The following is a 17,375-nucleotide window of genomic DNA, read 5'->3' as shown; positions in this document are numbered from 1 at the left end:
AATGCGCGCCCTCAAGCCGAGATGGCGGAATTGGTAGACGCACCAGTTTCAGGTACTGGCGGGTAACACCGTGGAGGTTCGAGTCCTCTTCTCGGCACCAATCGAAGCATGAAAGGCTGACCCTGCGGTCGGCCTTTTTTAGTTTCCGCCTTTGCAGGCCGCGATGCCAGTGCAGCCGCAGCCATCGACCTGCGGGCAGATCAATCGAACGGATTGCGCAGCACCATGGTGTGCTCGCGGTCGGGTCCGGTCGAGACGATCGCGATCTCCGCGCCGGCGACCTCCTCGAGACGACGCAGGTAGCGCCTTGCGTTTTCCGGCAGCTCGTCGAAGCGCTTGACGCCGTAGGTGTTCGACTTCCAGCCTGGCAGCTCCTCGTAGATCGCCTCGATGCGCGCGAATCCCTCGGCCCCGATCGGCGGCGTCTCGACCGGCTGCCCGTCGACGCGATAGCCGGTGCAGATGCGGATGACGTCGAGCTCGTCGAGTACGTCGAGCTTGGTGACGCACAGGCCGCTGACGCTGTTGTTGAAGATCGAGCGCCGCGCGGCCACGGCGTCGAACCAGCCGCAGCGCCGCGGACGGCGCGTCACCGTGCCGTACTCCGCGCCCTTGTCGCGGATGTGCTGACCGACGTCGTTGTCCAGCTCCGTCGGAAACGGGCCGGAACCGACGCGCGTCGCGTAAGCCTTGACGATGCCGAGCACGTAGCCGAGCTCTCGGGGGCCGACACCGGTACCGGTCGCGGCGCCACCGGCCGTCGTGTTGCTGGAGGTCACATAGGGATACGTGCCGTGGTCCACGTCGAGCAACGCGCCCTGGGCGCCCTCGAACAGCACGTTGTCGCCGCCCTGCAGATGCTGACGCAGCAGCTCGGTGACGTCCGCCACCATCGGCCGGACGATCTCGGCGTAGCCCAGCAGATCGTCCAGCGTGCGCTGGAAGTCCACCGGCTCCTGGCGGTAATAGTTCTGCAGCACGAAGTTGTGGTACGCAAGCAGTTCGCCGAGCTTCGCCGCGAGCTGTTCGCGATGGAACAGGTCGCCGACGCGTACCGCACGGCGCGCGACCTTGTCTTCGTACGCCGGTCCGATGCCCTTGCCGGTCGTCCCGATCTTGGCCTCGCCACGCGCGTGTTCACGCGCCTGATCGAGCTGGGCGTGGACCGGCAGCACCAGCGGCGCCGCCTCGGAGATGCGCAGGCGGTCGCGCACCGACGCACCGGTCGCCTCGACCTTCTCGATCTCCGCGATCAGGTGCGGCAGCGACAGCACCACGCCGTTGCCGATCAGGCAGGCGACACCGGGCCGCATGATGCCGGACGGGATCAGGTTGAGTGCGGTCTTGACCCCGTTGATGACCAGGGTGTGGCCGGCATTGTGGCCGCCCTGGAAGCGGGCGACGGCCTGCACACGATCGGTGAGCAGGTCGACGACCTTGCCCTTGCCCTCGTCTCCCCACTGTGCGCCGATGATGACGACCGACTTGCCCATGACTCGCTACTCCAGAAGTTGAGAACCGCGTACCCGTGCGCCGGAAGCTAGCGGCGCTTGCGCGTTCGCGGGGACGATGCCGCGCCGGGCGCGCCCAGGCGCAGCAACTCGTTGAGGTCGGCCGAGAAGCCGGTTGCCGGTCGCGCCGCGCCGAACGCGGCGCCGACACCGTCATAGCGGCCGCCGCGCGCGATCTCGCGACCGTGCCCCGGCACGAACGCCGCGAAGACGATGCCGGTGTGATAGCGATAACCGCGCAGCTCCGCGAGATCCACGTGGATGTCGAGCCGGGGCGCGACACGCCGCAACTCGTCGACGACCCGCTGCAGCAGGTCGAGGGCCTCGGCGACGGCCTCGCCACCGGCCTTCAGCAGCTCGCGGGCACGGGCGACAATGGACACGTCGCCGTTCAGATCCATCAGCTGCGAGATCGCCGCTGCCTGGCGCGGACGCAGACCGCGCGCGCGGGCGAAGTCCGCCAGGTCCGGATGCGACTTGCGCTGCAGGATGTCGAAGAGTGCGGACTCGTCATCCGCATCGAGCCCGACGCGGGCCGTCAGCGCACGATAGATGCCGACGTGTCCAAGGTCGAGGTGCAGGCGCCGCACGCCCGCCAGCCGCAGCGTGCTGCGCAGCAGCTCGAGCACCTCGAGATCGCCGGCGATACCGGGCACGCCGAACAGCTCGCAGCCCACCTGTCGCGGCGAGCGCGGACCGCCCAGATTGTCGGGCTCGGTGCGCAGCACCGAGCCGAGATAGCACAGGCGCACCGTCGGCCGGTCACCGTAGCGACGGGCCGCGATACGCGCCGCCTGCGGCGTCATGTCCGCCCGCAGACCGAGCAGGCGCCCGCTCGCCGGGTCGGTCAGCTTGAACGTCTGCCGCTCGAGACCCTGCGCGGTGCCGGTCAGCAGGGTGTCGAGATGCTCGATCAGCGGCGGCAGGATCAGCTCGTAGCCGCGCCTGCGATAGTGATCGAGCAACTTGCGGCGCAGGGCTTCCATCTGCCACGCCAGTGGCGGGAGCGTCTCGTCGACCCCCTCGGGCAGCATCCATTGTTCGTCGAGCATGAGCTATACCAGATGAAGCACCAGCAGTCCGACAGCAATACTGCAGCCGCCGATCACGCGCAGACCGCGAATGTCGAACTGCGCAATCGTGAGCAGCATGGCCCGCCAGCGTGACGGCATTGCAAACGGCATCAGACCCTCGATCACCATGACCAGCCCGAGCGCACGAACCAGCTCGGCCCAGTCGATGCTCACGGTGCGCTGCCGCGAAAGTATTTGAAGAACGGCGAATCCGGCTCCAGGACGAGTATGTCGCGGCCGTCCGAGAAGCTGCTGCGGTAGACGTTGAGCGAGCGGTAGAAGTTGTAGAACTCCGCATCCTGGCTGTACGCCTGCGCATAGATCTCCGCCGCCTTGGCGTCGCCTTCGCCGCGCAGCTCCTCGGCCTGCTTGTAGGCGTTGGCAATGGTCACCTGCGCCGTACGGTCTGCCTCGGCGCGGATTTTCTCGGCCTCTTCGGCGCCGCGTGCGCGCAGATCGGACGCCACGCGCGCGCGCTCGGCGCGCATGCGGTCGTAGACCGACTCGCTGACCGACTGCGGCAGGTTGATCGCCTTCAGGCGCACATCGATGATCTCGATGCCGAGGTCGGCGACGTTGCGCTCGATCTTCGCCTCCAGCTCTTCCATGATCGCGTCGCGCTCGTCGGAAACGGCCTGCTGGATCGTGCGCGAACCGAACTCGTCGCGCAGGCCGCGGTTGACGATCGCCGCCAGACGATCGAGCGCCACGAGTTCCTGCCCGCCGGTGGCACGGTAGTACACCGCCGCATCGGCGATGCGCCACTTGACGAAGAAGTCGACCTCGACGTTCTTCTTCTCGGACGTCAGGAAGTTCTCGGTCTGGTTGTCGAGCGTGAGGATGCGCGCGTCGAACTTGCGGACGGTCTGGAAGAACGGAAGCTTCGTGTGCAGACCGGGCTCGTAGCCGGCGCCCTTGAGCTGGCCGACCTGGAACAGCACCGCGCGTTCGCGCTGGTCGACGATGAACACCGAATTCGAGACGAGCAGCAGGACCGCGATCGCAACCACGGCTATGACGATGGGACTGGTGTTTCTCATCAGCGACCCCTTTCGCGCGAGCGCAAGCCGTCGAGCTCCGAGCCCGAACCGCTGCGCGGCATCGTTTGTGGTGAAACCAGGGTTTCGGCACTGCTGCCGCCGCTGCCGCCGCGACGCATCAGCTGATCCAGCGGCAGGTACAACAGCGGCGATCCCTTGTCGACGTCGATGAGGATCTTGTTGTTGTTGCCGTAGACCTCCCCCATCGCATCGAGATACAGGCGCTCGCGCGTAACCTTGGGGGCCTCGCGGTACTCGGCCAGCAGCTGGGTGAAACGTGACGCGTCGCCCTGCGCCTTGGCAACAACCTGCTCGCGATAGCCATTGGCCTCTTCGACCTGGCGCGCCGCCGCACCGCGTGCGCGCGGCAGGCGGTCGTTGGCATAGGCCTCTGCCTCGTTCTTCAGGCGCTGCTGGTCCTCGCGCGCCTTGATCGCATCCGCAAACGCGGCCTGCACCGGCTCCGGCGGCTGCGCCTGCTGGAGGTTGACCTCGGTGACGAACAGGCCGGTCCCGTACTCCTCCATGCGCTCCTGCAGCAGCAGCTTGGTGCGGTCGGCGATCTCTTCGCGGCCTTCCGTCAGGATGAAGTCCATCCGCGACTGACCGACCACCTCGCGTACCGAGGACTTCGTGACCTGGCGGATGGTCAGGTCGGGGTCGGCGACGTTGAACACGAAGGCATTCACGTCCGACACGCGGTACTGCACGGTGAGCTCGAGATCGACGATGTTCTCGTCCTGCGTCAGCATCGTCGCGCGGTCACGCGTGGCGCGCACGCCGGTGACGTTGACGATCTCCTCGGCCTCGATCGGCCAGGGCATGCGCCAGTGCAGGCCGGCGTCGGTGGTCGCGACATGCTGGCCGAAGCGCAGCACGACCGCCTGCTCTTGCTCGTCGACGACATAGAAGCCGGACGCCGCCCACAGCAGCGCCAACGCCGCTACCACGAGACCGATCAGGCCGCCGGGCAAGGGGGTCCCCGCTTTGCCGCCGCTACTGCCGTTGCCTCCGCGACCGCCGCCCAGCCGCGACTTCAGACGCTTGAGCATCTCGTCGAGGTCGGGTGGACCGTCACCGCGCTTGGGCCCCTGGTTCCACGGATCGCGACCGGGTCCCGGCTCGTTCCAGGCCATTTGCTACTCCGAAAAGTCCGAATGAATGGGAGGTGGCTCTGCCGTGCGACTGCCGCGGCGCTGCGCGCGATGCATCGACAAGCCTGACTTCAGAGGATTCTACCAGTCCGCTTGCCAGCGGCGCCTCAGCGCGCCACAGCCGGGACGTCCGCGGCACCGGCTAGTTCGCCCAGCCCCGCGTCTCGGCACAGTCGCTGCAACTGCGCCGGCGGCAGCGAAACCCTGAGATGGTAGCTGCCGTCGTCGCCGGTACTTTCCTCCAGCACGGCGCGCTGGGCGAACAGTTGTGCGCGCAGCCGGGCGGCGCTGGCCGGCAGCACGAGTTCGCGCTCCTGCGGCGCCAGCGCCAGACGCTCGGCCACAGCCGCGCGCAGCAGCTCCAGACCGTCGCCGGTGCGGGCGGACACATGGACCCGCCGTACGACGCCCTCCTCGTCGCGATCGACGCGAGCCGTTTCGCCCGGCCTCAGGTCGATCTTGTTGAAGACCTCGAGCGTCGGTGCACGTTCCGCACCGATCTCGCCGAGCACCGCCGTCACCTGGGCGATGCGGTCCATGCGCTCGGCATCCGATGCATCGATCACGTGCAACAGCAGCGCGGCGTCGCGCGCTTCTTCCAGCGTTGCGCGAAACGCCGCCACCAGATCGTGCGGCAGCTCGCGGATGAAGCCGACGGTGTCGGCGACCACGACCGGCTCGCCGGACTGCAGCGGCATGCGTCGCACCGTGGTATCGAGCGTCGCGAACAGCTGACTCGATGCGAAGACGCCGTCGCCGGTCAGCGCATTGAACAGCGTCGACTTGCCGGCGTTGGTGTAGCCGACGAGCGAGACCGTCGGCACCTGGCGACGGCTGCGCGCCACGCGCGAGCGCGCGCGCCGGCCACGAACCGCCTCGAGCTGGCGCTTGAGCGAGCCGATACGGCCGCGGATCAGGCGCCGGTCGGTTTCGAGCTGCGTTTCGCCCGGACCGCGCAGGCCGATGCCGCCGCGCTGCCGCTCCAGATGGGTCCAGCCGCGCACCAGGCGTGTGGCCATGTGCTGAAGCTGCGCCAGTTCGACCTGCAGCTTGCCCTCGTGAGAACGCGCCCGCGTCGCGAAGATGTCGAGGATCAGGCCGGTGCGGTCGACGACGCGCGCCTTGAGCGCGCGCTCGAGATTGCGCTCCTGGCTCGGACTCAGCGTGTGGTTGAAGATCACCAGCTCGGCACAACAGGCCGCCGCGGCCGCGGCGATCTCCTCGGCCTTGCCGCTGCCGACGAACAGGCCGGGGTCGGGCTGGCGGCGGCTGCCTCCGATGACGTCGAGCACATCGGCACCGGCCGAACGGGCCAGTTCGATGAACTCGGCGCGGTCCGACTCGAAGTCGGTACCGGGAAAATCGAGATGGACCAGCAGCGCCTTCTGCCCGGTCTTGGGGCGTTCGAACATCAGCCCCTGCCGTACGCGGGACTCATCGCCCCGCTGCGCCGCCGGTTGTCCGAACCCATTCAGCCCGCAGCGGCTTCTCCGCCGTCGGCACCGTCAGCGTTGTCGCTGGACGGATCATAGAGGCGCACTGCACGGGCCGGCACGACGGTCGAGATCGCGTGCTTGTAGACCATCTGGCTCACGCTGTTGCGCAACAGGACGACGAAGGAATCGAAGGACTCGATGTGACCCTGCAACTTGATGCCGTTGACCAGGTAGATCGAGACGGGAATGCGCTCCTTGCGCAGCGCATTGAGAAACGGTTCTTGTAGTGTGTGACCTTTGGACATCGGACGTATCCCTGTTTGTAATGTCGGCCTTGGCGAGGCCGTTTCGTGCCCACTGACGGGCCTTCGAGTGTATCACGCAGCCGTGGCCGCCACTTTCATGGCAAGCAAGATGCGGTCCACGACGCCGGACGCCTCGGGATCGAACCGCAACAGGCGACTTTCGCCGCGTAACCAGGTGAGTTGTCGCTTGGCGTACTGACGGGTCGCGGCCTTGCCGCGCTCGATGGCCTCGTCGAGCGTACAGGCGCCATCGAGATGTGCCCATAGTTGCCGGTATCCGACCGCACGCACCGCCGGCAGTTCCGCGCGCAGATCGCCGCGCGCGTGCAGGCGCCGCACCTCGTCGAGGAAACCGGCATCCATCATCAGGTCGAAGCGCTGATCGATGCGCCGGTGCAGGTGTGCGCGATCGTCCGGCACGAGCGCAACGTGCACGCTCGCACCGTCGACGGCACCGGTCCGCGGCTGCGCATACCAGCGGCTGGGCGGAATCCCGGTGCCGTCCAGGATTTCGAGCGCGCGCTGGATGCGTTGCTGGTCGTTGGGGTGCAGGCGCGCGGCGGTGTCCGGATCGCCCGCCGCCAGGCGGGCATGCAGCGCCGGCCAACCGTGAATGCGCGCCTCGGCCGCCAGTTTCTCGCGCAGATCCGCGGCGGCCGGCGGCAGCTCGCTGAGACCGTCGAAAAGGGCGCGGAAGTACAGCATCGTGCCGCCGACCAGCAACGGCACGCGGCCGCGGGCGCGAATCTGCGCGATCAGCGCGGCGGCATCGGCCGCGAACTGCGCCGCCGAATAGGGCTGCGAGGGATCCAGGATGTCGATCAGGTGATGCGGCACTGCGGACCGCAACCCGGGCGAGGGCTTCGCCGTGCCGATGTCCATGCCGCGATACACCTGTGCGGAATCGACGCTGACGATCTCCACCGGCAGACGCGACGCCAGCTCCAGCGACAATTGCGTCTTGCCCGACGCGGTCGGGCCCATCAGCGACAACACCGGCGGCAAGGCCATGCTCACGGGCTGCCGTCGGCGCGCAGACGCTCGATGCGATCGTTCGTCGCCGGATGGGAGTCGAGGTAGCCGGTCGAGGCCGCGGCTGGTGGCCCGCCGTTGCGCTCGCGCTCTACCGCGTCGATCCGCTCGAGCACGTCCGCCAGCCGTGCGGGCGCCACGCCGACGGCGGCGAGCCGTCCGACGGCGTAGGCGTCTGCCTGGCGCTCCAGCTCGCGCGAGTGGCGCGCCTGCAGCAGCACCACCGGCGCGGCCGCCAGCAGGGCGCTGGCGTCTCCCAGCCACCATGCGGAAACGAAACCCAGGAGTGCGCCGCGGATCAGCAACTCGAGTCCGTGCCGGCCGTGGGCGTGTCCGAGTTCGTGTGCCAGGACCGCGAGAACCTCCTCATCATCCTCCGCGAGCACCGCCAGCTCGTCGAGCAGCACGATGCGGCCGTCCGGCAGCGTCAGGGCGTTCGGACCGATGTGAGCGCTGGACCGGAACAGCAGGCGGCTGCCGTCGTCATCCGCCAACCGCGCGAATGCCACCTCGATCCGGCCGCGACGCGCCGCCGGCAGTTCGCTGGGTGCGAGCAACTGCCGGTCGAGCAGCTGCAGCGTCGTCGAGCTGACCTGCTCGACGACACGCTGCGGCATCATCCGCGCACCGAGCTTGGCCACCAGCGGCAGCCCCCAGAGATAGGCTGACAGCGCCGCGACGATCAGGCAGAGGACTGCGGCGATCGCCACACGCCGGCTGTTCTGCAGCCATTCGATGGAGCGGTCGCGACGACCGGCTGCCGACAGCACAGCAGCCAGGCCCGCGTGATCCGCCACTTCGCAATAGGCCCCGTCCCGGAACTGCAGCCGTTGCGGCACCGATCCGAGCCATTCGCTGATCTGCACCTCGCCGACAGGCTCGCGACGTTCGATGAGTCCGTGGAGTTGCCAGTGGCCGTCGCACAGCTCGACGGCGACCGCGTGCGCCCGCGCGCTTTGTCCGTCGTAGTAAATGCCCTGCAGCGTCACAGTCCGATGTCGAAGTCGAAGATCTCGGCCGTCTCCTCGCCAGCCGCGGTCACCTCGGCACCGGTTCCGGCAACGAAGGCGTCGATCTCGCCCGCAGCGATCAGGCGCACATTCTGTGCCCGGTAGCGCGCCATACGCACGGCAGCCCACGGCATGAACAGTCCGAACGTGAGCATGATGCCGACGAGATTGCTCAACTGGATCCACAGCAGCGGCCACACGCGCAGGGTACTGACGAAGCGATGCTCGCCCAGACTCGTGTGATTCCAGATGAGGTTCTGTGTCCGCACCAACCAGATCGGACCGATCACCAGAAGGCCGCCGAAGATCACCAGCACGCTCGTCAGCGCCGCTCCACCGATGACCCGCGGATCGGGTTCGGCGCCCGGCTCCACACCGCTGACGGCGGCGCCGATGGTACCGATCACGATGACGAACAGGCCGAGCATCAGCAGCATCACCGGGACATAGGCGCGATAGAACTGTCCGACGCCCGCATGGAACTGCACGGCGGTCGCACCGAAGCGCGCGTTGCCAAGCTGATAGCGCTTGACCCGCTGGTGGAACAACGGCGCGGTCAGATAGAACGTGACCAGCATGAGCAGCGGATGCAGCAGGAAGACAACGTAGGCGGGAGCGCGCCGACCGTCGAATGCGAAACGGATACCGCGGTAGCTGCTGTTGTGCAGCTGGAACCGGATCGCGTTGCGCAGCAGCCAGGGCAGCACGACGGCGAGCAGCACGAGCACCACCGGCGTCCACCATGACACCAGTTCGGTCGCGACGGTGTAGGCGGCGAACAGGAGCAGCCCGATCAGCCGCCCCACGAGAATCGCCCGCGGATTGCCGTGATAGTCGAAACGCGCACCCGCCAGCTCGGTCTGCCCGTAGAAATACTTGAGCCTGCGAACCTTCGCCCAGGCCGAATAAATGCCGAGCGTGAGGATCGTCAGCACGAGGTTGACGATCCAGATGCCGAAGTACTCACCGCCCGATCCGTGAAACGCTACGCGGTGCTCGACGGCCGGAGCGGCCGCCACGCTGGCTGAGTCCATACCCCGATCCTCCCTTATTCGACCCGCTCGCCCGCCGGACTCGCCGGCGGCCGGTCAGCATATCAGCGCCCGCGCAGGAACAGCCGGTCGAGCGCGTCGACGCCGAGTTGCACCCAGGTCGGCCGGCCGTGATTGCATTGCCCTGCCAGTTCGGTGCGCTCCATGTCCCGCAACAGGGCTTCCATCTCCGGCAAGGTCAGGCGGCGATGCGCCTTGATCGCCGCCTTGCAGGCCACGTCGGCGAGCACACGGTACTGCGCTTCGAGGGCCTCGCCGAAATGGCTGCGACTGTCGCGGGATTCGTCGTCGCGCACCAACCCGCGGATCAGGGTCTCGACCTGCGCACCCCCGAGTAGCGGGGGCACGGCGCGCACCCGCACGCTGGTGGGCCCGGCGCGATCGAGTTCGATGCCGTAGCGGTACAGCTCCTCGCGCCGGGACTCCAGCGCATCGGCCTCGTCCTCGTGCAGCGAGACCTGCTGCGGCATCAACAGGCCCTGCGCCGGCACGCCGCCGCCGTCGAGCTGCCGCTTCATGCGCTCGTAAAGCACCCGTTCGTGCGCCGCGTGCGCATCGACGACGACCAGGCCGTGGCGGTTCTGGGCCAGGATGTAGATGCCGTGCAGCTGCGCCAGCGCGTGCCCCAGTGGCGCCTCGTCCGCGCGCTCGTCCAGCGCCGCCGACGGCGCCGGAGGGGATGCACCGTATGCCGCCGGCGCCTCGGCCAGGACCGCCGGCGCCCGTTCCGGCACCAGGGCAAGGCTGGGCATGCCCTGCGGGTGCGCAGGCATTGCCGCTGCAGATACCGCGGCCGCCATCGGCTTCAGGGTCACGCGGTGCTGTTCGGCGGCCTGCGGCCGCACGCCGCGCAGCAGCTGGTGCACGGCGCCGAACAGCATGTCGTGCACCCGCGCGCCCTCGCGGAACCGCACCTCGGTCTTCTGCGGGTGGACGTTGACGTCGACGCCCGCCGGATCGAGTTCGAGATACAGCACGTAGGCCGGATGGTGCGCCGAGTGCATCACGTCGGCGAACGCCCGACGCAGCGCGAACCCGGGCAGACGGTCGCGCACCAGCCGTCCGTTGACGTAGAAGAACTGCAGGTCGGCCTGGTTGCGCGCGAAGCTCGGCAGGCCGACCCAGCCGTGCAGGCGCATACCCATGCGCGACTCGTCGACTTCCACCGCCTGTGCGACGAATTCCTCGCCGCAGATCGCCGCCACCCGCGCGCGGCGCGCGGGAGCGCTGTCGGCCGGTGCCAGATCGCGCACGCGGCGCTGGTTGTGTCGCAGCGAGAAACCGACGTCGAAGCGCGACAAGGCGATGCGATCGAGCGCCGTCTGCGCATGCCGGAACTCGGTCGTCTCGGCCTTGAGGAACTTGCGCCGCGCCGGCGTGTTGAAGAACAGGTCGCGCACCTCGACGCTGGTCCCCGGCGGATGCGCCGCGGGCACGGGCTGCCGCTCCGCGAGTCCTCCCTCGCCGCCGAGCGTCCACGCGTGCCCGCCGCCGGGCGGGCACGAGGTGAGGCGCAGACGCGACACCGACAGGATGCTGGGCAGCGCCTCGCCGCGAAAGCCGAGACTGCCGACGCGCTCCAGATCGTCGAGGCTGGCGATCTTGCTGGTCGCGTGCCGCTCGAAGGCCAGCGCCATCTGCGAGGGCTCGATGCCGCCGCCGTCGTCGCGGATGCGGATCAGTCCCAGGCCGCCGCGCTCGAGTTCGACATCGATGCGCCGTGCGCCGGCATCGAGGCTGTTCTCGATCAGTTCCTTGACGACGGCGGCGGGACGCTCGACGACTTCGCCGGCTGCAATCTGGTTGACGAGCTGATCGGGGAGGACGCGAATCATCGCGCCAGTGTAGCTGCTGCGGGCGAGCCGCCGACGAAGCCAGCCCCGGGAAACGGACAAAGAAAATCCCGGGCGGCAGCACGACCGCCCGGGCAGTCAGTCTCCTTTAGCGGGAGACGCCTTGGGTGAACGAAGTCTCGTGCAACTCGCCCTGCGCGGCGCTGTTGCGACTGACGTATTGCAGCTCGGGCTCCGCCTCGACGACCTGCTGCTGCGGCCGATAGCTCTCGAAATAACCCTTCACGCCGGCGAAGATCTGCCGCGCGAGCTTGTCCTGGAACGCGCCCGAGCCCAGCATCTTCTCTTCTTCGGCGTTGCTGATGAATGCGGTTTCGACCAGCACCGACGGGATGTCCGGCGCCTTGAGCACCGCGAAACCGGCCTGCTGGATCTCGCGCTTCTGCAGGCGATTGATCTTGGACAGCGAGCCGAGGATGCGGCTGCCGACGTCGAAGCTGGCCTCCATCGTCGCGCCCTGCGACAGGTCGATCAGCACCGCGGCGAGTTCGTTGTCCTTGTCGTGCAGGTGGACGCCGCCGACCAGGTCGGACGCGTTCTCCTTCTGCGCCAGCCAGCGCGCGTGCTCGCTCGTCGCCCCGCCGTTCGACAGTACATAGACCGCGGAGCCGCGCATGTCACGGCGCGTGAAGGCATTGCAGTGCACCGAGACGAACAGGTCGGCCTGATGCTTGCGCGCGATGTTGACGCGCTCGCGCAGCCCGAGGAAGTAGTCGCCGTCGCGGGTCAGCACCGCGCGCATGTTCGGCGTGTCGTTGATCAGCTTCGCCAGCTTGCGCGATACCGTCAGCGCCACGTTCTTCTCGAGCAGGCCGCTGCGCCCCTTGGCGCCGGGGTCCTGTCCGCCGTGGCCGGCGTCGATCGCGATCACGACCGGACGGCTGCGCAGGCTGATCTGCGGCTCGGGAACGGGGGCCGGTGCCGCCTGGACCACCGCGGGAGTCGCCACCTCGGCTGCCGCAGGCGGCGCATCCGGATGCGCCAGATCGACGACGAGCCGGTGTCCGGTGCCGGCGTCCGGCGGCAACGCGAAGCTGGTCGCGAACACGCGGTCGCTCACATCGAGCACGATACGCACGCCGTTCTTGCGCGGACCGCTGCGCAGGCGCTGGACGACACCTTGTCCGGCCGTGCTTTCGACGCGGGCCCGCGCCGCAGCGCCCAGCCCCTGGATGTCGATGACGACGCGCTCGGGTCCGCTCAACGTGAACATCTCGTGCTTCGCCGGCGCATCGAGATCGAAGACGACCCGCGTCGACTCGGGGCCGGCCCAGACGCGCAGGTCACGCAACTCGGCGGCAAAAGCCGTCGAGTTCAACGCCACCGCCACGACGAGTAGACCCCAGCGCATGTCCCTGCCCAGCACGATTTGGGCGGAAAGTACGCCTTCCCGCAGACATTTGCAAGAGGGAATATCTCAATCAAACATCGAGATAGAGCATTTTCTTAAAGCTGGACCTCTAGTCGGGACCGCAATGCCGCCGCCACGGCCGGGTCGCCGTGCACCGTGAGCCTGCGTGCGTCACCGACCCGCTCGAGCCGCAGCGCCACCGAAGGCGCAGGCAGCACGCCGGCCGCCCGCTCCGGCCACTCGACCAGCCACAGGGTCTGCGAGGGCGCGTAGCTGTCGAGCCCCAGCGTCCACCACTCCTGCGGATCGGCCAGACGGTAGAGGTCCATGTGCACGACGGTGCGCGCCCCCAGCGTGTAGGGCTCGATCAGCGTATACGTCGGGCTGCGGACCGGCCCGTCGGCCCCGAGCGCCCGCAGAAAGCCGCGCGCCAGCGTGGTCTTGCCGGCTCCCAGGTCGCCGTGCAGGAACACCACCGCACCGGGTCGCGACGCCAGCGCAGCGGCCAAGGCTGCGCCAGCGGCTTCCGTCGCCGACGCGTCCGCCAGCGGGATGGCTGGCGCGGCGGCATTCGCAGGTGTCGCGGACGAGTCGCTCATCTCGCGTCGAGGGTCGCGCGCAGGGCGTCGATCACATCGCCGGGCAGCAGGCCGCGCTCACCGTCGCGGGCCGCGCGGTCGCCGGCGCAGGCGTGCGCCAAGACGCCGAGCTGCGCCGCCAGCGCGGGGTCGCCGGTCTGTGCCCACAGCGCCGCCACGATGCCGGTGAGCGTATCGCCCATGCCGGCGACGGCCATGCCGGCATTGCCGTACGGACAGATCTGCGGCGGACTGCCGCTGACGCAGCTGCCGGCTCCCTTGAGCACGGCGACGCCACCGTAGCGCTCGGCGATCTGCGCCGTCGTCTGCAGCCGCTGGGCCTGCACCTGTGCCGAGGACGTCTGCAGCAGCCGTCCGGCCTCGCCTGGGTGCGGCGTCAGTATCCAGTTCGGCCGAGCACGCGGGAACCGCGCCAGCAGGTTCAGGGCATCGGCGTCGACGACCAGCGCACCGTCGTCCGCGATCGTGCGGGCGTACAGCGCGCGGGCCCATTCGTCCTGACCGAGGCCCGGCCCGAGTGCGGTGACGGTCGCGCGCGCCAACAGCGGATCGAGCTGCTCGGGCCGGTCGATGCCATGCACCATCAGTTCCGGCTGCGCGGCCGTCAACGCCGTCGCATGCTCCCGGCGCGTGGCCACGGAAACGAGCCCGGCACCGCTGCGCAGGGCCGCGCGCCCGGCGAGCAGCGCGGCGCCGCCCATGCCCAGGTTGCCGCCGACGATCAGGACATGGCCCGACAGGTTCTTGTGCGCGTCGCGCGGGCGGCGCGCCAGCTGCCGCAAGGCATCCGCGGACTGCAGCCGCGCCCGCGGTGCGACGCCGGCATAGACCTCTTCGGGAACGCCGAGTGCGTCGAAGACCCGCTGACCGGCCATCTCCGGCCCCCGTCCCGTCCACAGACCCAGCTTGCTGCCGATGAAGCTCACGGTGACGTCGGCGCGGACGCAGGCGCCGGGCGCGTACCCGCTGCTCGCATCGAGCCCGGACGGCACGTCGACGGCGAGTACGCGCCCACCGCGCTCGCGTGCGGCGTTGATCGATTCGATGGCCGCCTGCATGGCGTCCTGCGGCGCGCGGCCGAGCCCGGTACCGAGCAGCGCATCGACGATCCAGTCCGCGTCCGTGGACGCCCCGTTTTCCGGAGCGACTCTGCCGCCGTCGTCGAGCCAGGCCTGCTTGGCCGTTGCCGCGTCGCTGCCCGGTCGCGGATCGCCCAGGGCGTGCACCGACACCTGTGCGCCGGCGGCACGCGCGAGACGCGCGATCTCGTAACCGTCACCGCCGTTGTTGCCGGGTCCGCAGAACACGGTGACGCGACGCGGCTGCGGCTGCGCCTGCATCGCCTGCCAGCAGGCGTGCGCGGCGCGCTGCATCAGCACGTAGCCGCCAATGCCGCCGGCTATCGCGCGGCGATCCAGTTCGCGCACCTGCTCGGCGTCGTACAGGGCTCGCATCGGCTCGTTCATGCCGACAGTATATTGGTGGATCGCCAACGTCCCGCGCCCGTCCACCTGCATGAACACGGCTTCGCCGCCCGTCCCGTCGCTCGCCGAGATCCCGGCGCTGATCCCGCAGTGGGCGCGTGAGCTCGGCTTCTCCGACGCCGGCATCTCGAGCTGCGAGATCGATGCGGACGCCGGACATTTGCGCGACTGGCTCGCGCAATCGCATCACGGAGAGATGGCGTGGATGGCCCGAGACCCGCAGATGCGTCACACGCCGGCACGGCTGCATCCGGGAACCGTCAGTGTGATCAGCGCCCGCATGCCGTACCGTCCCGCCGCCGCGGACGCCCTGCAGGTGCTCGAGGACAAGGAGCGCGCCTATGTCTCACGCTACGCGCTCGGTCGCGACTATCACAAGCTGATGCGCGCACGGCTGCGCAGGCTCGCGGCGCGCATCGAACAGGCGGTCGGCACCCACGGCTACCGCGTGTTCGCCGACAGTGCGCCGGTGCTCGAAAAGGCGCTGGCGCGCGATGCGCGGCTCGGCTGGATCGGCAAGCACACCTTGCTGCTCCACCGCGATGCCGGCTCGTGGTTCTTCCTCGGCGAGATCTACACCGACCTGCCGCTACCGCGCCCGGATAGCGCACCCGTCGCCGACAGCTGCGGGCGCTGCATGGCCTGCATCCGCATCTGTCCGACACAGGCCATCGTTGCACCCTACCAGCTCGACGCCCGGCGCTGCATCTCCTATCTCACCATCGAGCACCGGGGGCCGATTCCCGTCGCGCTGCGACCGCTGATCGGCAATCGCATCTTCGGCTGCGACGACTGCCAGCTCGTCTGTCCGTGGAACCGCCACGCACAGCTCACCACCGAGCCGGACTTCGCACCACGTCACGGCCTCGACGACGCCCGTCTGATCGACCTGTTCGCGTGGACCGAGGCGCAATGGCTGCAGCGTACCGAAGGCATGGCCTTGCGCCGCGCCGGCTACGGCGGCTGGCTGCGCAACATCGCGATCGCACTGGGCAATGCACCACGCTCGGCCGCCGTGATCGAGGCGCTGACGCAGAAGGCCGATCACGAAGACCCGGTCGTGCGCGAACACGTCGGCTGGGCCCTCGCACGTCAGCGGGAACAGACGGCGTCCGACTGAAGCGCCCGGATCTGCGCACGGGTGTCGCCGAGCGTGGCGCGCTGCGCTGGCGTCGCTGCCGACAGGCCGGTATCGATCTCGTCCATTGCGGCGTCGCGGCAGCCCATCTGCGCAAGCACCCAGGCGCGGTTGTTGCGGAGCAGCGGCCCGTCGTCTCCGTTCGCGAGCGCCTGTTCATAGGCGTCGTAGGCCTGCGGCCAGTCGGCCTGCTGCGCAAGGACATTGCCCAGCGCCGTCCAGGCCATCGCCGTGTCGGGCCAGCGTCGGGTGGCCGCCCGGTACGCAGCAGCGGCCGGCTCGAACGCTCCGAGCGACTCGAACGCGGAGGCGGCGCGCAGCCACGGCCCGGCTTGTGCGCTCGCCGGCGGCTCGCCGGGCGACGCGGTCACCAGCATCCAGCGCCCCGCCCGGTCCCAGCTTTCGAGCAGGCGTCGGGCCGACAGCTCCTGCCGCCGCTCCCGACCCGAGCGCAGCACGAACGTCTGCGTCTGCGGATCGAAGCCGACGATCACGGCGTAGTGCCAGACCGGCAACGCACGCGTACCCAGGTTCTGCAGCAGCAGCACCGGCCGGCCGTCGTGCAGCTCGGTGAGCGCCGCCTCGATATGCGGTGCCAGCACGTAGGGGACACGACCGCGCCGCCGGACCGCAGCGACGATCTCCGCCTGCAGGCTGCCCTGTCGCGCCGGCACGTAGATCTCCGGCACCAGTTCGTCCGGCGATACCGCGAGTCCGTCGGCGCCCAGCAGCGTCGCCAGCGCCGCGGGGCCGCACTGGTATTCGTCCTGCGGATGAAACGGCACCGCGGCCAGCTCCACGGCCTGCGTCTGTTCGCGCAGGTGCCGGGTCTCCGGCCCGGCGCAGGCACCGAGCAGCAATACGAAAAGGCCCGGCAGCCACAGCCGCCGGGCCCGTGACCGCCGCGTGTTCAGATCGCGCTGAAGACGTTGGTCACGCCGACCAGCTCGAGAATCAGGAGCACGAGAAAGACCACCCCGATCACTTCGAGGGCGCCCGCCCCGGCCGGCAGCTCGTCGATCTGCGCATTGAGCATCTGCAGTTCGTCCGGTGTCAGCGTCGCCACGCGCCGCTGCGCATCGGCGGCATCGACGCCCCAGGCCTGCAGCTGCTCCTGCACCTCGGCACGTGCCAGGAAGGTATCGACATCCTGCCGCGCGGTGTTCTGCGACAGCATCTGCTCGGTCCCGACGATCGCCGCAGACGCCGGCGCCGCAATCGTCGACAGGCCCAGCGCAACAGCCACGACAACCACCATCACACCGCGAAATCCGTCCATGATCCACCTCGCTTCTGGTTGCTTTCAGTGTTTACCCAGGTCCCGCCACCGCATCGTA

Annotated in this window: 17 protein-coding genes and 1 tRNA gene; 2 read left to right on the top strand and 16 right to left on the bottom strand. The window is 69.0% G+C overall.

Annotated elements, in window-relative coordinates; genetic code table 11:
• Positions 1–15 precede the first annotated feature (15 nt).
• A tRNA-Leu gene (locus C8D93_RS00765) sits at positions 16–100 on the top strand.
• Between the two features lie 100 nt (positions 101–200).
• Here C8D93_RS00765 and C8D93_RS00760 read toward each other — a convergent pair.
• From C8D93_RS00760 to C8D93_RS00695, 14 genes are all read right to left on the bottom strand, one after another.
• Positions 201–1,493 carry an adenylosuccinate synthase gene (locus C8D93_RS00760; RefSeq protein WP_110263265.1) on the bottom strand — a complete coding sequence of 431 codons (1,293 nt, stop codon included), beginning with the start codon at positions 1,491–1,493 and terminating at the stop codon, positions 201–203.
• 47 nt (positions 1,494–1,540) lie between these two features.
• A complete protein-coding gene (locus C8D93_RS00755; RefSeq protein ID WP_110263264.1) occupies positions 1,541–2,563 on the bottom strand; it encodes an ATP phosphoribosyltransferase regulatory subunit in 1,023 nt (340 codons plus the stop codon).
• A 3-nt stretch (positions 2,564–2,566) separates the two neighbouring features.
• Positions 2,567–2,758, bottom strand: coding sequence for a DUF2065 domain-containing protein (locus tag C8D93_RS00750; protein WP_110263263.1), 192 nt, complete (start codon positions 2,756–2,758; stop codon positions 2,567–2,569).
• Positions 2,755–3,624, bottom strand: coding sequence for a protease modulator HflC (hflC, locus tag C8D93_RS00745; RefSeq protein WP_110263262.1), 870 nt, complete (start codon positions 3,622–3,624; stop codon positions 2,755–2,757). Before hflC ends, C8D93_RS00750 begins: the two co-directional genes overlap by 4 nt.
• Complete coding sequence (gene hflK, locus C8D93_RS00740; protein ID WP_110263261.1) at positions 3,624–4,760, bottom strand: FtsH protease activity modulator HflK; 1,137 nt, start codon at positions 4,758–4,760, stop codon at positions 3,624–3,626. The genes hflC and hflK overlap by 1 nt, the downstream gene beginning before the upstream one ends.
• Before the next feature lie 125 nt (positions 4,761–4,885).
• The gene (gene hflX, locus C8D93_RS00735; RefSeq protein WP_110263260.1) at positions 4,886–6,193 is read right to left on the bottom strand and encodes a ribosome rescue GTPase HflX; all 1,308 of its coding nucleotides are present in this window, start codon (positions 6,191–6,193) and stop codon (positions 4,886–4,888) included.
• Between the two features lie 56 nt (positions 6,194–6,249).
• Complete coding sequence (gene hfq, locus C8D93_RS00730; protein WP_110263259.1) at positions 6,250–6,519, bottom strand: RNA chaperone Hfq; 270 nt, start codon at positions 6,517–6,519, stop codon at positions 6,250–6,252.
• A 72-nt stretch (positions 6,520–6,591) separates the two neighbouring features.
• Positions 6,592–7,530 (bottom strand): tRNA (adenosine(37)-N6)-dimethylallyltransferase MiaA, encoded by a 939-nt coding sequence (gene miaA / locus C8D93_RS00725; RefSeq protein ID WP_211307131.1) that lies wholly within the window; start codon positions 7,528–7,530, stop codon positions 6,592–6,594.
• Positions 7,531–7,532: 2 nt separating this feature from the next.
• Positions 7,533–8,540, bottom strand: coding sequence for a M48 family metallopeptidase (locus C8D93_RS00720; RefSeq protein WP_110263257.1), 1,008 nt, complete (start codon positions 8,538–8,540; stop codon positions 7,533–7,535).
• Entirely contained in the window at positions 8,537–9,595 is a 1,059-nt protein-coding gene (locus C8D93_RS00715) for a YjgN family protein (protein WP_110263256.1), read from the bottom strand. Before C8D93_RS00715 ends, C8D93_RS00720 begins: the two co-directional genes overlap by 4 nt.
• 62 nt (positions 9,596–9,657) lie before the next feature.
• Positions 9,658–11,448, bottom strand: coding sequence for a DNA mismatch repair endonuclease MutL (gene mutL / locus C8D93_RS00710; RefSeq protein WP_110263255.1), 1,791 nt, complete (start codon positions 11,446–11,448; stop codon positions 9,658–9,660).
• A gap of 106 nt (positions 11,449–11,554) precedes the next feature.
• On the bottom strand, positions 11,555–12,817 hold the full coding sequence (locus tag C8D93_RS00705) for an N-acetylmuramoyl-L-alanine amidase (RefSeq protein ID WP_110263254.1): 1,263 nt from the start codon (positions 12,815–12,817) through the stop codon (positions 11,555–11,557).
• A 95-nt stretch (positions 12,818–12,912) separates the two neighbouring features.
• Positions 12,913–13,416, bottom strand: coding sequence for a tRNA (adenosine(37)-N6)-threonylcarbamoyltransferase complex ATPase subunit type 1 TsaE (tsaE, locus tag C8D93_RS00700; protein ID WP_110263253.1), 504 nt, complete (start codon positions 13,414–13,416; stop codon positions 12,913–12,915).
• Entirely contained in the window at positions 13,413–14,882 is a 1,470-nt protein-coding gene (locus C8D93_RS00695; protein ID WP_110263252.1) for an NAD(P)H-hydrate dehydratase, read from the bottom strand. Before C8D93_RS00695 ends, tsaE begins: the two co-directional genes overlap by 4 nt.
• A gap of 49 nt (positions 14,883–14,931) precedes the next feature.
• On the opposite strand from C8D93_RS00695, the gene queG reads away from it, so the two are divergent.
• On the top strand, positions 14,932–16,020 hold the full coding sequence (gene queG, locus C8D93_RS00690) for a tRNA epoxyqueuosine(34) reductase QueG (protein ID WP_110263251.1): 1,089 nt from the start codon (positions 14,932–14,934) through the stop codon (positions 16,018–16,020).
• Here queG and C8D93_RS00685 read toward each other — a convergent pair.
• Positions 15,993–16,898 carry a PA2778 family cysteine peptidase gene (locus C8D93_RS00685; protein WP_146216473.1) on the bottom strand — a complete coding sequence of 302 codons (906 nt, stop codon included), beginning with the start codon at positions 16,896–16,898 and terminating at the stop codon, positions 15,993–15,995. The two genes, queG and C8D93_RS00685, sit on opposite strands and share 28 nt — an antisense overlap.
• A 50-nt stretch (positions 16,899–16,948) precedes the next feature.
• Positions 16,949–17,317: a PA2779 family protein gene (locus C8D93_RS20325; RefSeq protein ID WP_146216472.1), complete on the bottom strand. Its 369-nt coding sequence runs from the start codon at positions 17,315–17,317 to the stop codon at positions 16,949–16,951.
• Positions 17,318–17,375 lie beyond the last annotated feature (58 nt).

It is taken from the genome of Sinimarinibacterium flocculans (assembly GCF_003201205.1).
Classification (GTDB): domain Bacteria; phylum Pseudomonadota; class Gammaproteobacteria; order Nevskiales; family Nevskiaceae; genus Solimonas; species Solimonas flocculans.
The sequence above is the reverse complement of the archived record's forward strand: the minus strand, read 5'-3'. Positions and strand labels throughout refer to the sequence as shown.

Excerpts from the sequence above, each read along its gene's own strand:
- hfq (WP_110263259.1), bottom strand. The coding sequence starts at position 6,519 with ATGTCCAAAGGTCACACACTACAAGAACCGTTTCTCAATGCGCTGCGC.
- tsaE (WP_110263253.1), bottom strand. The coding sequence starts at position 13,416 with ATGAGCGACTCGTCCGCGACACCTGCGAATGCCGCCGCGCCAGCCATC.
- miaA (WP_211307131.1), bottom strand. The coding sequence starts at position 7,530 with ATGGCCTTGCCGCCGGTGTTGTCGCTGATGGGCCCGACCGCGTCGGGC.
- C8D93_RS00695 (WP_110263252.1), bottom strand. The coding sequence starts at position 14,882 with ATGAACGAGCCGATGCGAGCCCTGTACGACGCCGAGCAGGTGCGCGAA.
- C8D93_RS00755 (WP_110263264.1), bottom strand. The coding sequence starts at position 2,563 with ATGCTCGACGAACAATGGATGCTGCCCGAGGGGGTCGACGAGACGCTC.
- C8D93_RS20325 (WP_146216472.1), bottom strand. The coding sequence starts at position 17,317 with ATGGACGGATTTCGCGGTGTGATGGTGGTTGTCGTGGCTGTTGCGCTG.
- mutL (WP_110263255.1), bottom strand. The coding sequence starts at position 11,448 with ATGATTCGCGTCCTCCCCGATCAGCTCGTCAACCAGATTGCAGCCGGC.
- C8D93_RS00760 (WP_110263265.1), bottom strand. The coding sequence starts at position 1,493 with ATGGGCAAGTCGGTCGTCATCATCGGCGCACAGTGGGGAGACGAGGGC.
- C8D93_RS00715 (WP_110263256.1), bottom strand. The coding sequence starts at position 9,595 with ATGGACTCAGCCAGCGTGGCGGCCGCTCCGGCCGTCGAGCACCGCGTA.
- C8D93_RS00705 (WP_110263254.1), bottom strand. The coding sequence starts at position 12,817 with ATGCGCTGGGGTCTACTCGTCGTGGCGGTGGCGTTGAACTCGACGGCT.
- hflK (WP_110263261.1), bottom strand. The coding sequence starts at position 4,760 with ATGGCCTGGAACGAGCCGGGACCCGGTCGCGATCCGTGGAACCAGGGG.
- queG (WP_110263251.1), top strand. The coding sequence starts at position 14,932 with ATGAACACGGCTTCGCCGCCCGTCCCGTCGCTCGCCGAGATCCCGGCG.
- hflC (WP_110263262.1), bottom strand. The coding sequence starts at position 3,624 with ATGAGAAACACCAGTCCCATCGTCATAGCCGTGGTTGCGATCGCGGTC.